At 67.0% G+C, this 12370-nt stretch carries 13 protein-coding genes; 5 read left to right on the forward strand and 8 right to left on the reverse strand.

Annotated elements, in window-relative coordinates; all coding sequences use genetic code 11:
* A partial coding sequence (locus NBRGI_RS19415) for an LLM class flavin-dependent oxidoreductase (RefSeq protein ID WP_029898302.1) occupies positions 1-491 on the reverse strand: 491 nt, incomplete at its 3' end.
* A 92-nt stretch (positions 492-583) separates the two neighbouring features.
* Positions 584-1969: a glycosyltransferase gene (locus tag NBRGI_RS19420; RefSeq protein ID WP_051727888.1), complete on the reverse strand. Its 1386-nt coding sequence runs from the start codon at positions 1967-1969 to the stop codon at positions 584-586.
* 245 nt (positions 1970-2214) lie between these two features.
* Here NBRGI_RS19420 and NBRGI_RS19430 point away from each other — a divergent pair, with 245 nt between their 5' ends.
* The 4 genes from NBRGI_RS19430 to mraY all read left to right on the forward strand — a co-directional run bounded on the left by NBRGI_RS19430 (position 2215) and on the right by mraY (position 6852).
* The gene (locus NBRGI_RS19430) at positions 2215-2805 is read left to right on the forward strand and encodes a DJ-1/PfpI family protein (RefSeq protein WP_029898305.1); all 591 of its coding nucleotides are present in this window, start codon (positions 2215-2217) and stop codon (positions 2803-2805) included.
* Between the two features lie 345 nt (positions 2806-3150).
* Complete coding sequence (gene mgtE, locus NBRGI_RS19435; RefSeq protein WP_029898307.1) at positions 3151-4515, forward strand: magnesium transporter; 1365 nt, start codon at positions 3151-3153, stop codon at positions 4513-4515.
* A 140-nt stretch (positions 4516-4655) separates the two neighbouring features.
* Positions 4656-5645, forward strand: a complete 990-nt coding sequence (locus tag NBRGI_RS45295; protein WP_051727889.1) for a CAP domain-containing protein — start codon at positions 4656-4658, stop codon at positions 5643-5645.
* A 130-nt stretch (positions 5646-5775) separates the two neighbouring features.
* Positions 5776-6852 (forward strand): phospho-N-acetylmuramoyl-pentapeptide-transferase, encoded by a 1077-nt coding sequence (mraY, locus tag NBRGI_RS19445; protein WP_014987220.1) that lies wholly within the window; start codon positions 5776-5778, stop codon positions 6850-6852.
* A 4-nt stretch (positions 6853-6856) separates the two neighbouring features.
* Here mraY and NBRGI_RS19450 read toward each other — a convergent pair whose 3' ends face one another.
* The 6 genes from NBRGI_RS19450 to NBRGI_RS19475 form a co-directional block, all read right to left on the reverse strand.
* Positions 6857-7252, reverse strand: coding sequence for an ArsR/SmtB family transcription factor (locus NBRGI_RS19450; protein WP_029898311.1), 396 nt, complete (start codon positions 7250-7252; stop codon positions 6857-6859).
* Positions 7252-7908, reverse strand: a complete 657-nt coding sequence (locus NBRGI_RS19455; protein ID WP_029898313.1) for an SRPBCC family protein — start codon at positions 7906-7908, stop codon at positions 7252-7254. Before NBRGI_RS19455 ends, NBRGI_RS19450 begins: the two co-directional genes overlap by 1 nt.
* 68 nt (positions 7909-7976) lie before the next feature.
* Positions 7977-8336: a hypothetical protein gene (locus tag NBRGI_RS19460; protein WP_029898315.1), complete on the reverse strand. Its 360-nt coding sequence runs from the start codon at positions 8334-8336 to the stop codon at positions 7977-7979.
* Positions 8337-8364: 28 nt separating this feature from the next.
* Complete coding sequence (locus tag NBRGI_RS19465) at positions 8365-8838, reverse strand: GNAT family N-acetyltransferase (protein ID WP_029898317.1); 474 nt, start codon at positions 8836-8838, stop codon at positions 8365-8367.
* A gap of 229 nt (positions 8839-9067) precedes the next feature.
* A complete protein-coding gene (locus NBRGI_RS19470) occupies positions 9068-9946 on the reverse strand; it encodes a helix-turn-helix domain-containing protein (protein ID WP_029898319.1) in 879 nt (292 codons plus the stop codon).
* Between the two features lie 696 nt (positions 9947-10642).
* Positions 10643-11041, reverse strand: coding sequence for a DUF7144 family membrane protein (locus NBRGI_RS19475; protein WP_029898321.1), 399 nt, complete (start codon positions 11039-11041; stop codon positions 10643-10645).
* A 328-nt stretch (positions 11042-11369) separates the two neighbouring features.
* Here NBRGI_RS19475 and nrdF point away from each other — a divergent pair, with 328 nt between their 5' ends.
* Positions 11370-12332, forward strand: a complete 963-nt coding sequence (nrdF, locus tag NBRGI_RS19485) for a class 1b ribonucleoside-diphosphate reductase subunit beta (protein ID WP_029898323.1) — start codon at positions 11370-11372, stop codon at positions 12330-12332.
* The last annotated feature ends 38 nt before the right edge of the window (positions 12333-12370 follow it).

Raw genomic sequence — 12370 nt, forward strand, 5'->3', positions numbered from 1 at the left:
ACCTGGTAGTACCTGCCGTCCAGCGTCGCCTTGCCGGTGGTCCACGCCTGCCGGAAGATCTGCACGCCCTCGTCGAGCCGGCCGAGTCGCTCACCCGCCGACGGGAAACCGTAACCGTAAGCCCGCCACTCGTGTTCGTACCAGCCGCCGCCGATGCCCATCTCCGCCCGGCCGCCGGAGATCAGGTCGACGGTCGCGGCGACCTTCGCCAGATAGGCCGGGTTCCGGTAGCTCATCGCGGTACACATCTGCCCGAGCCGCACCCGCGAGGTGGACGCCGCGAACGCCGACATCAGCGTCCAGGCCTCGTGGGTCGCCTCCGCGGTGGGCACGGGCACGGTGTGGAAGTGGTCGTACACCCACAGGGATTCCCAGATGTCGGCGGCATCCGCGCGTTGCGCGAGGTCCCGCATCACCCGCCACTGGTCGGCGGGGTCGATACCGACGAGGTCGAGCCGCCAACCCTGCGGGATGAAGATGCCGAAGCGCACAGATTTCTCCTTCGTATGTTTGCCCACAACCTAACCAATCATCCCGTGATCGGCCGGGTGCGGCGAAGGCGGCTGATCTGCGCCGGTGCCGGTCAGCGCTCGCGGTGGGGCCGTTCCTGTTGTGCCGGAGTGGATTTGGGCGGCAGGACCACCGGATCCGGTTCGCCGGGGACGATCTCCGGGGCCACCTCGTTCGTCGGGTAGTGGTGGGACTCGTAGACCGGTAGGGAGCCGAAGCGGGCCGGGTGCCCGGTCTCGACCCCGGCGAAATGGTGTTCGAGCAGGTTGGCGGCGTGCAGCGTGCCGGTCGCGCCGCGGAACCCGGCGGCCACCCGGGCGGCGCCGTCGCGGCAGGCCAGCGCCCGCTCGATCCCCGCCCGGAGTCCGGCGACGGTGCGCCGTTTCGGCGCGACGCAGCTGCCCGCCTCGTTGCCGAGCACCCGGCGCGCGACCTCGAAGTGGTCCCGCCCCGACGGCACGACACACACGGGAACGCCGGTGGCCAAAGCCTTTTGGACGAGGCCCATGCCGCCGTGCGAGACCACCACGGCGGCGCGGTCGAGCAGCAGGTGATGCGGCACGAACCGTTCGACTCGCGCGTTCGGTGCGGCGGTGAGGGTTTCGGGATCGATGGCGCCCGAGGTGACCACGGTGTACATCCCGCTGTCGGCCAGCGCGTCCATCGCCGTCTGGGCGATCCTGCCGTCGTCGTGGAATTCGGTCGAGCAGGTGACCAGCGCCAGGGGACGATCGATCGCGGCCAGCCATGCGGGTGGTTCGGCGTCCGGGGCCCACAGGCCGGGGCCGACCTGTGCGACGGATTCCGGCCAGTCCGAGCGCATGTCGTCGAACGGCGGCGCCGTGAAGTTGAGGGTCAGCGGCGGCATGCGCAGGTAGTCGACGATGCTGTCCAGGGTGTCGAGGCCGTAGTACTGGCGCATGTGGTTGAGCTCGGGTAGCACCTCGTTCCATCTTCGTTCCAGGAACCAGTGCAGGCCGTTGTCGCGCAGGCGGCCGAACAGATCGGTCCGCGGCGCCAACCCGGGGCCGAAGGGCGGCGTGTCGGCCGAGGGGAGTGGCAGCAGTTTCGGCGCCCAGGAGGCCCACGGCAGCCCGCTGGCCGCGGCGAGGATCTGCGCGCCCGGCGCGGTGATGTCGATCAGCAGGGCGTCGGGCCGTTCGGCGATGATCGCGCTGCGCAGCGCCTGGATCTCGTCGGGGATGCGGGCGACGAGCGCGCGCAGCGCCGCGCGCAGGGCGGGGATCTTGGCAGTGGTGGCCCAGTCGTTGAGCGTGTCCATCGCCAGGGCCGGTGGCAGCTCGCGCACCGTGAGGCCGAGTGGGCCGAGCTCGCGCTCGCTACCGGGAATCGTCAGCACGGTGACGGAGTGGCCGCGGGAAACCAGCTCGGACAGTACAGGCGCGACCGGATACAGATGTCCCTTTGCCGGTGAGGTGAAGGCCAGTATCTTGGTCATGCCACACGCTAACTCATAGCTAATGGATGTGCAGAGGCTGTTGGTGAACCGTTATCCGCAGGTGCAACGCGTCTTCGGGACCGACTTTCTCGGATATATCTGCAAGTAGTGGCTGCTTCACGCGGAAGTATCGGTCGCCGGGGCTGAAAGGTTCAACAAGGACAAGCTTTCGGTATGAAGTATTGGCGTTCCATTTGCAATCATCGGGCAAACACTCAGTCGGATGGGTGTGCTAAGCAAGGAGCATGACGAGCGCGATCGGCCTGCTGCTGTTCCCCGGCGTCGAAGAACTGGACGCGGTCGGTCCGTGGGAGGTGCTGTCGGTCTGGACGCAGTACTTCCCCGACGACGGCTACACCGTCTTCACCTTCGCCGAGCACGAGGGCCCGGTCGAGTGTGCGAAGGGCATGCGGATCGAGGCCCAGTACTCCTATGCCACCGCGCCCCGGCGGGACGTCTTGATCATCCCCGGCGGCATGGGCACCAGGCCGATGCTGAACGACGACGCCGCGCTCGACTGGGTACGCGCACAGCGCGCGACGACCCCGCTGATCACCAGCGTCTGCACCGGTTCCTTGGTGCTCGCCGCCGCGGGACTGCTGGCCGGCCGCCCGGCGACCACGCACTGGGCCTCGCTCGAGCACCTGCGTGAACTCGACCCCACCATCGCGGTCAGCACCGAGGAACGATTCGTCGACGACGGCGACATCATCACGTCCTCGGGTGTTTCCGCGGGCATCGACATGGCACTGCATCTCGTGCGCCGCCTCGCCGGTGCCGAACGCGCCCGCCAGGTCCGCCACACGATCCAATACGACCCGGCCCCGCCGGTGTGAGTCTGCCGCGCGCCCACCATGGACCGCGGTGGAGACGGCCGTCACAACCACTGTCGCCGAGTAGCGCACACCCGCGGTCGAGGTGAAGAATCTGGACGGATGCCTGTATCCTGCGTAGGGATGCATTCGCGTCCGATCAATGGTGAAGACGGTGTAGACGCCCAGGTCTGCGGCCGCGACGAAGAGGAGGTGGGGTTGCCATGCGCAGCGAACCTCCCAGTCGAAGGCCGCGCGGCGCCGCCCCTTCGCATTCCTGAGTAATCAGCGACGGTGGGGGCCGGCGCCCGCGGTGTGACTCTTCGCGCCCGCTCTTGTTCACTCACGCGTATTTGCTGAGGATCCCCCATGTCGCAGACCGACGTAATCGAAGTTCGTCCGACGCTGTCCGAGTCCCTGCGGGATATCGCCGACGCTCACCGCGTCGACGCCGCGCTGGCCTGGCTCGATGAGCGCCCGCCGCATGTCATCGCCGATCAGCTGGCCCGGATGGACGCCGTCCAGGCCGGTATGGCGTTCCGGCTGCTCGACAAGGATCTGGCGCTGGCCGTTTTCGAGGAACTCGAGCCGGTCGACCAGCAGCAGATCCTGCAGGGCCTGCGCGACCAGAGCTTCCGCGACCTGGTCGAGGGCATGGCTCCGGACGACCGCGCCCGCATGCTGCGCGAGGCGCCCGCGAAGGTGGCCAAGAAGGTGCTGGCCGGGCTGAGCCCGCGCGAGCGGCGGATGACCGCCACACTGCTCGGCTACCCGGAAGGCTCGGCCGGGCAGTACATGACGCCCGCCCTGGTGGCGCTGCCCCGTGACCTCACCGTCGCCGACGCACTGACCGTGGTGCGGGCCAAGGGCGCCGACGCGGAAACCGTCTACACGCTGCCCGTGGTCGACGGGGGCCGGCGGCTGACCGGCATCGTCGAACTGCGCGAGCTGGTGCTCAGCAAGCCGGACACGATGATCGCCGAACTGGTCGTCACCGAACCGGCTTTCGCGCGCGCGACCGACTCGGCGGAAAAGGCCGCCCGGTTGATGCGCGAGACCAACGACATCAACCTGCCCGTGGTGGACAGTGAGGATCGGCTCGTCGGGCTGCTCACCATCGACGATGCCGTCGAGGTGATCGAGGCCGCCGACAGCGAGGACGTGGCCCGGCAGGCGGGTTCGGCGCCGTGGGAGGGCCACTACATGGCCGCCGGGGTGTTCCAGCTGGCCCGGTATCGCGCCATGTGGCTGGTGCTGTTGCTGCTCGCCGCGACCCTGACGGTCAGCGTCACCGACATGTTCGAGGGCACCCTCCAGCAGGCCGCGCATCTCGCGCTGTTCATCCCGCTGCTGATCGGCGCGGGCGGCAATGCCGGCGCGCAGGCCGCCACCGCCTGCGTGCGCGCGCTCGCCGTCGGCGAGGTGCGGGTCTCGGATCTGTTCAAGGTGATCTGGCGGGAATGCCGGGTCGGGTTGGTGCTCGGCGCCATGCTCGCCGCCGCGGGACTGGTGATCGGCGGGCTGTTCGTCGGCCCGCGCGTCGCGGTGGTCGTCGGCATCACCCTGGTGCTGATCTGCGGCTGGGCCGCGACCATCGGCGGCACCATGCCGTTGCTCGCCAAGAAGCTGCGGATCGATCCGGCGGTGGTGTCCGCCCCCATGGTCACCACCCTGGTGGACGCCACCGGCTTGGTCATCTACTTCACCACCGCCAAGCTGGTGCTCGGCATCTGAGCCGGAACACCGCTCGGTGCAAGCGAAGTCGGCCACCGCGGATCGGCGCGGGCAGCTCCGTTAGTGCTTCGTTGATTTCCGGTTAGGACCCGGCGCGACGCTGTGTGCGATCACCCGGATACCAGCACACGGAGCCACCGATGAACGTCAAATCCACCGCCGCCACCCTCGCGATCGCCGCGGGCGCCTGCCTGTTCGCGCTGCCCGCCGCCTCCGCGACGACCTACACCAACTGCGATGTCGAAACCGCCGCGCTCGCGCTGCTCGGCGAGGAAGGCGTCGTGCTCGACCAGATCAACAAGCTGCGCAAGGACGCGGGCCTGGCCGCGGTCACGCACAGCGAGGTGCTGGCGCGGCCCGCCGAATGGGCGAGCAACGACAGCGCGCGCCGGGGCAGCTCGCCCGCCGACCACGTGGACACCCTCGGCCGCGATATCAAGACCCGTTTCGCGCAGTGCGGCGTGCCCGTGAACGCGCCGAAGATCGCCGAGATCAACTTCTACGGCCGCGGCGTCGAACCCGCCGACGCCATGCGGTTCTGGTCGAATTCGCCTGGGCACCGGGCGATCATCCTCGACGGCAAGCTGGACAAGGTCGGCGTCGCGGTGATCTACCAGGGCGACCGGCGGCACTGGACGGTCACCTTCGCCGCCGACCACAGCACCCCGCCGCCCACCCTGCCCGCCACCGTCACCCGGGACAACCTGAACGGCGCGCAGCATCAGGCCGAGTTCGACAAACTGGTCGCGCAGGGCTACCGGATCAGCGATATCCGGGTCAGCGGCGGCAACGATCCGCGCTATTCCAGCACCTGGGTCCGCAACGACGGCCGCGCGTGGCAGGCCCGGCACGGCCTGGACGCCAAGACCTATCAGGCCGAATTCGACAAGCTGCTGGCGCAGGGCTACCGCTTGACCCTGGTCCGTGGCTACGAGGTCAACGGCGCGTCGCGCTTCGTCGGCATCTGGGAGCGCAACGACGGCCGGGCTTGGCAAGCGCGCCACGACATCTCGGTGCAGGCCTACAACAGCACCGCGGCCCAGCTCGCCGCGCAGGGCTACCGTCTCGTGCACGAGCACCGGTACCCGGTACAGGGTCAGACCTTCGTCGCGGCCATCTGGAACAGGTGATCGGCGCTCGAGGCCGCGGCCGTCCAGCAGGGCGGTCGCGGCCCCGTCGCGTCTGCGCAACCGCTCGTTACCGCACTGCCCCCGCGAGCTTGCTAACGTCGGAGCGCTCGAACAACAACATGAGGGGCGAATGAGACAGATCTTGTTCTCGGCGATGATCGCGCTCGTGGTGTCGATCACGTTGACGCCATTGCTGATCAAGCTTTTCACGAGACGTAACGTCGGCCAGGAGATCCGGGTCGACGGCCCGGCCAGCCATCAATCCAAACGCGGCACCCCGACCATGGGCGGCATCGCGATCCTGATCGGCATGTGGGCCGGATACCTGGGGGCGCATCTGCTCGACAGCCGGCACGACGAAGCCGAGATCTCGGTCTCCGGTCTGCTGGTGCTCGGCTTGGCCACCGCGCTAGGTTTCGTCGGGTTCCTCGACGATTTCATCAAGATCCGCAAGCAACGCAATCTCGGCTTGACCGCCACCGGGAAGTACATCGGACAGCTGCTCGCCGCAGTCATTTTCGGCGTGCTCGCGTTGCGGTTCCCCGGCGATATGGGGCTCACTCCCGCCAGCAGGCACATGTCCTACGTCCGCGACGTGACCACGGTGTCGTTCGGCGTGATCGGCTTCCTGCTCGTCGTCTGCTTTCTCGTGGTGGCCTGGTCGAACGCGGTGAACATCACCGACGGCCTCGACGGGCTGGCCGCCGGATCGATGAGCTTCGCGCTCGGCGCCTACGTGATCATCACCTTCTGGCAGTACACCAATTCGTGCGTGAGCACCCCGGTCGCCGGGTGCTACACCGTGCGCGATCCGCTCGACCTCGCCGTGGTGTGTGCGGCGGGCGCCGGCGCGTGCATCGGATTCCTGTGGTGGAACGCGGCGCCCGCGAAGATCTTCATGGGCGACACCGGTTCGCTGGCGCTGGGCGGTCTGCTCGCCGGGCTGTCCATCACCACCCGCACCGAGCTGCTGATGGCGGTGGTGGGCGCGCTGTTCTTCGCCGAGATCCTCTCGGTGCTGTTGCAGATCGTGGTGTTCCGGACCACGCGCAATCGGCTGTTCCGGATGGCGCCGTTCCACCATCATTTCGAACTGGGCAAGTGGGCCGAAACCACGGTCATCATTCGGTTCTGGTTGCTCGCCGGCATCGCCGCCGCGGTCGGGCTGATGCTCTTCTACGGGGAGTATCTGGCCGTCGTCGGCTGAGGTGTCAGGCGTGGCGGGCGTCGCGGTCCAGGTCGCGGTGCGGTGCCGCGGTGCGGCGAGCGCGCTTGCCGCGGGCGATCTCGGTGGCCAGCGCGTCCAGCGGTTGCGCGAGTTGGTGCAGCGGGTCGGCGAGCGCGCTCAGCCAGGTCTTCGCGGCCGCCAAGCCCGCCTCGTCGAGCGTGTAGAAGCGCCGGGTGCCCGCCGCGCGAACGCGGACCAGCCCGGCGTCGCGCAGCACCTTGAGATGCTGGGAGACGCCGGGTTGCGAGATCTGCGCGTGCTCCTGCACCGCCGCGACGACCGCGCCCGCGGGCTGTTCGCCTGCCGCCACCAGCTCCAGGATGTAGCGGCGGATCGGGTCGCCGAGCGCCTCGAAAATGCTTGCGGTAGAACGGTCCATCAGGACTCGGGGCTCTCCTCGGATTCCACGGTGTAGAACGTCACCGTATTCGCCGCGGCCGCGCGCGCCGCGTCCGGCTCGTCGCCGTCGCCGATCGCGGCCTCCGCCCAGCCCGCCGCGGCCGCGCGGATGAACTCCTTGCCCTCCGGCGTGGTGTGCAAGGTGAGCGCCTCGGCCTGGTCCACCGGTTCGCCGCTCGCCAGGTGCAGCCCGAGGCCCACCAGCGCGAGATCCCAGCCGACACCGACGGCGCCGGGACCGTACTGCGTCCAGAAACCCGGGTCGACGGGCGCCTCGTGCGTCAGTTCGAGCAGGGTGCCCGTCTCGCTCGGCGCGAGGCCGACTCGCACCCAGGACACCTGCGGTCCCATCTCCCAGGTCACCGCGAAACCCTTGGGCTCATCACACTCTTCGACCACTCCGCCCGCATTCCCCTCCAACTGGTAGCGCCCGCCGAGCGCCAACTCCCCGCTGATCGGCAGGAACCAGCGCGGAATCCGCTCCGGATCGGTCAGCGCCTCCCACAGGTCGGCCTGATCGGTCGAATAGCTCCGCCGCGCCACCGCAACCTTCGTCGGCACGCCATCACGCACCCCACTGCGAATCTCGCGCGTCACCAGTCCGGCAAGGGTGACAGGGTCGGTCAGCAAGGCCATCGGACTCTCCTTCATAAGTTTCTACTTATATTAACCGCCAGCATACTGCCACGCCAGAGCGTTCTCGTCTATTGCCCGTAAGAGAACCGCAGGTCGGCGAACAGCAGCGTGCCGAGTCGCCGTCGCAGATGTCCGAGCTTGCTCTGGTCGGGCAGATCGTCCGGAGTGAGCAGGGTGAACCGCAGCAACGTCTCGCCGTCGCGCACGGCCGTCAAAGCGAAATGCACCTCGTCGCGCGGCCTGCTCGGCCACAACGACGACCACACCACCCGCTCCGGCTCCACCGCCGCCAACACCACCGGATCGACCTCGTCCGCCAGTAGCCGCAACCACGGCCGCGCCTCGGCCCGGCGTGGCTCCACCAGCGATCCCCACACCACCCGGGGCGGCGCGGGTAGCCGCCGTGCTCGCCCCCCGATCTCGATCACTCCAGCACCTTACGGCTCGGTGCCGGGGTCAGCTCAGGTCTCGGGCGTAGTGTCTGCTGCCGGATTCTTCGCGGTAGCGGCCGAAGCCGGGGATCGGGTGGTAGCCGGCGGAGGTGTAGAGGGCGATGGCTTCCGGTTGGCGGGTACCGGTTTCCAGCACGATGCGGCGGCGTCCGGCTGCCGCCGCGCTGTGCTCGATGGCGGCCAGCAGTTGCCGGGCGAGCCCGCGGCCGCGCACCTCCGGTGCCACGTACATCCGTTTGAGTTCGGCGTCCCCGTCCCGGAAATCGGGTTCGTCGCCCTCGTGTGCCCGCCACCCGGCACATGCCACCGCGATCCCCTCCACGTACCCGATCAGGAACGCGCCCAGCGGCGGCGCGAACTCGCCCGGATCGGTCGGACTCTCGTCCGGCCCGCCATAGCGCACCACATACTCCTGCTGCACCTCGGCGATCAACTTCCGCGCGTCCGGACTGTCATAAGCGCGCGCCACCAGTTCCATGAGGGTCAGGCTAGCGAGCGTGGCGGCGATCAGCCGGTGATCGTCGCCACGGAAGCGGTCGAATTGCCGATCCCTCTCCGAAATCCGCTCCAGCGGAAAAGAATGCGGGAGGATATTGCCGGCCACTTGATCGCCAGGTAATGGTGGCGGTATCGCGCGAGAGGGACGCCACCATTACCTGGTGATCGGTTGCCCAGGAGGAAAAGTCGGGTGGCCGCACGGGCTCGGATTATTCGCCGAGCTCGGCGGCGATGTCGAGGATGTGTGCACGGCTGTCGGTTTCGGGCAGGGCGAGGCGTTTGAGGTCGGTGCATACGGAGCGGTAGGTGGCGATCTCTTCGGGGTGCTCGAGGTAGAGGTCGCCGGTGAAGCCTTGGACGTAGACGACCGGCGGCTCGGACAGGTACGCGGTGGGGTGTGCTGGAAACTCCAGCAGGACAAAGCTGCCCACCAGCAGACCCTGGTACGCGCCGGCGGTACGCGGCAGCACCCGTACCGAAACATTGGGCAGCCGAGCGAGATCGGCCAGACGGGTCAACTGGTCGATCATGACGCGGGTACTGCCGGTGATCCGGCGCAACGCCATCTCATCGATGAACGCATCGAACGCGAGCGGGTTCGCGCTGTCGGTGAGCCGCGACTGCCGCCGCGCCATGACTTCGACGTTCTTCTCGATATCGGCGGTCGGCCAGTTGGGGTGCAGCGCCCACGTCATCGCGCGGCGATAGTCGGCGGTCTGCACCAGGCTGGGCAACAACGTCGGCTGATACGAAATGACGTGCTGCGCAGCCTCTTCCAATCCGACGAACAGCCCGCCGTGCGACGGCAGCGCGTTGTCGTAGCCGTGCCACCACGCCTTGGTCTGCGTCTCCTCCATGAGCCCGAGCAGCATTCGGGTCAGACTCGGCGGCAGCTCGTAGATCTCGCACAGCCGCTTGATGTACAGCGGGTTCAGGCGGATCTGGACGCCGTTCTCCATCCGCCAGAAGGTTTGTTTGCTGACGCCGATCTCGTTGCGGGCGACTTCCGCGGTCACACATGCCTCGAGGCGTGCGCGGCGGAGCTCACGGGCCAGGAGCCGGCGGGGCAGGGTCGAGCCAGTCGTCATGGGCAGCATCTCCGAAGGGTTGCTAATGGATTGGGTCCGTTTTGGAACCTGAATAGGGCGCCGATTTTGGAACCTTGCCGAAAAAGCTCGACTAACTCGGTGGTGCAAGGTCCCGATCGTGTGGCTGTGCTGTTGCATTGCTGGTGTTCGCGGAAACCCGACCGGCCCGCCAACCCGATTCGGTGTCCGTGCTCATCCAACCAGGCGACTGTATAGGAGGATTGCCAATTTGCCGAATTGCTCAGTGCGTCAACTCAATCGACCCCCGAGGGTAGAAAAAAGTCGCGTTCCAACTGGAACATTCCAGAATGTCGATTTCCCTCGCGGTGGGTTATTGCTGCCATTCATCCGGACGCGGAACGCGCATTTATCCGTATGTCACCGCCGCGCGACTTTTGGGTTGTCGCACCCGCTCTGGCCTGCCGAAACGAGTGCGGGAAGGTGGAATGGGCGCGGCAAGCGAGTTCCGTCGGGGCATACGCTTCGGCGCGCTTGCCGGAGTCCGGATAGGCCCTGTGCGGTGAATGGGTATGCGGTGTAGCAGCTTTCTACGTGGCGTGTGTCCCGCGACAGCGGCGCAGCCTCTGCCGGGATGTGCACTCGGCTCTGTGAAACCAATTGCGCACCAGCCTGTTCGGCCCCACAACGCATCGACCCCAGCGCCCGCGGGACGCTGGGGTCGAAAACGTGCGCGCTTTACTGCGTGGCGAGTTGCCGCGCCAGCGCCCAGATCACCAGGACATCGATCGCGATGATCACCAAAGCCCAGAACGGATAGATGGGAGCGAAGAGGAAGTTGTCCAGGATGCTGATCGCCGCCATGACGATGCCCGCGAGGTAACCCCAGGTCTTGCCCGTGACGATGCCGAAGCCCGCGACCAGAACGAGGATTGCGATCACCAGGTGGATCCAGCCCCACGTCGAGACGTCGACGAGGAACACCTGGTCTTCGGTGACGACGAAGATGTCGCGTCCCGCGATCGCGGCGATGGCGCTCATCAGATGCAGCAGGCCGGTGACGAGGATGAGGGCACCGGCGAAAATCGTCATGTCGTTGAGCACCGGGCCGGTGCGGACGGGTCCGGGACTGGTCATAACACACACTCCTTCCGAAACGCGTGGTACACCTCTCGGCTAAACGTAGCCCCTGATCAGGCGAAACCGGCGCAGATCGGCGGATCGGAACCGTTGTGGCAAACTTTCCGCGATCTCGCGCGGCGCGCCAGCATCGATGTGGTCGATCGGCTGCCGGTGGCGCACAATAGGGGCCGCACGCGGTGGCTCCCGGCCGTTTCCGTCCAGGTGACACACATCGCTGCGACACAAGGTGTTGTGCTGCACGGACTTGTCACCCCCAAGGAGTAGTGTCCAGGGGAGAGAAATTCCGTGACGGCCGCGGGCTCGGGAAAGGTGTGGAGGCAGCATGAAACTGATCGATCGGGTATCGGCCATCAACTGGAATCGGGTGCCCGACGAGAAGGATGCCGAGGTCTGGGATCGGCTGACCGGCAACTTCTGGCTGCCCGAGAAGGTTCCGGTGTCCAACGACATCCCCTCGTGGGGCACGTTGACCACCGACGAGAAGCAGCTGACCATGCGGGTCTTCACCGGACTGACGCTGCTGGACACCATTCAGGGCACCGTCGGCGCGGTGAGCCTGATCCCGGACGCGCTGACCCCGCACGAGGAGGCGGTGTACACCAACATCGCGTTCATGGAGTCGGTGCACGCCAAGAGCTACAGCTCGATCTTTTCCACGCTGTGCTCCACCCGCGAGATCGACGACGCGTTCCGCTGGTCGGAGGAGAACCGTAACCTGCAGCGCAAGGCCGAGATCGTGCTCGACTACTACAACGGCGACGATCCGCTGAAGCGCAAGGTCGCTTCGACCCTGCTGGAGAGCTTCCTGTTCTACTCCGGCTTCTACCTGCCGATGTACTGGTCCTCGCGGGCCAAGCTCACCAACACCGCCGACCTGATCCGGCTGATCATCCGGGACGAGGCCGTGCACGGCTACTACATCGGCTACAAGTACCAGAAGGGCTTGGAGCTGGTCGGCCAGGCCGAACGCGACGAGCTGAAGAACTACACGTTCGAGCTGCTCTTCGAGTTGTACGACAACGAGGTCGAATACACCCAGGACCTCTACGACGAGGTCGGCCTCACCGAGGACGTCAAGAAGTTCCTGCGCTACAACGCCAACAAGGCGCTGATGAACCTCGGCTACGAGGGCCTGTTCCCCAAGGACGAGACCGAGGTGAATCCGGCCATCCTGTCGGCCCTTTCGCCGAACGCCGACGAGAACCACGACTTCTTCTCCGGCTCCGGCTCCAGCTACGTGATCGGCAAGGCCGTCAACACCGAAGACGAAGACTGGGAATTCTGACCCCTCCCGAACCTGAAACGGCGGCAGAAATCCTCTGC

It is taken from the genome of Nocardia brasiliensis IFM 10847, from assembly GCF_000710915.1.
In the GTDB taxonomy this organism is placed as follows: domain Bacteria; phylum Actinomycetota; class Actinomycetes; order Mycobacteriales; family Mycobacteriaceae; genus Nocardia; species Nocardia brasiliensis_A.

Excerpts from the sequence above, each read along its gene's own strand:
- NBRGI_RS19420 (WP_051727888.1), bottom strand. The coding sequence starts at position 1,969 with ATGACCAAGATACTGGCCTTCACCTCACCGGCAAAGGGACATCTGTAT.
- NBRGI_RS19430 (WP_029898305.1), top strand. The coding sequence starts at position 2,215 with ATGACGAGCGCGATCGGCCTGCTGCTGTTCCCCGGCGTCGAAGAACTG.
- mgtE (WP_029898307.1), top strand. The coding sequence starts at position 3,151 with ATGTCGCAGACCGACGTAATCGAAGTTCGTCCGACGCTGTCCGAGTCC.
- NBRGI_RS45295 (WP_051727889.1), top strand. The coding sequence starts at position 4,656 with ATGAACGTCAAATCCACCGCCGCCACCCTCGCGATCGCCGCGGGCGCC.
- mraY (WP_014987220.1), top strand. The coding sequence starts at position 5,776 with ATGAGACAGATCTTGTTCTCGGCGATGATCGCGCTCGTGGTGTCGATC.
- NBRGI_RS19450 (WP_029898311.1), bottom strand. The coding sequence starts at position 7,252 with ATGGACCGTTCTACCGCAAGCATTTTCGAGGCGCTCGGCGACCCGATC.
- NBRGI_RS19455 (WP_029898313.1), bottom strand. The coding sequence starts at position 7,908 with ATGGCCTTGCTGACCGACCCTGTCACCCTTGCCGGACTGGTGACGCGC.
- NBRGI_RS19465 (WP_029898317.1), bottom strand. The coding sequence starts at position 8,838 with ATGGAACTGGTGGCGCGCGCTTATGACAGTCCGGACGCGCGGAAGTTG.
- NBRGI_RS19470 (WP_029898319.1), bottom strand. The coding sequence starts at position 9,946 with ATGACGACTGGCTCGACCCTGCCCCGCCGGCTCCTGGCCCGTGAGCTC.
- NBRGI_RS19475 (WP_029898321.1), bottom strand. The coding sequence starts at position 11,041 with ATGACCAGTCCCGGACCCGTCCGCACCGGCCCGGTGCTCAACGACATG.
- nrdF (WP_029898323.1), top strand. The coding sequence starts at position 11,370 with ATGAAACTGATCGATCGGGTATCGGCCATCAACTGGAATCGGGTGCCC.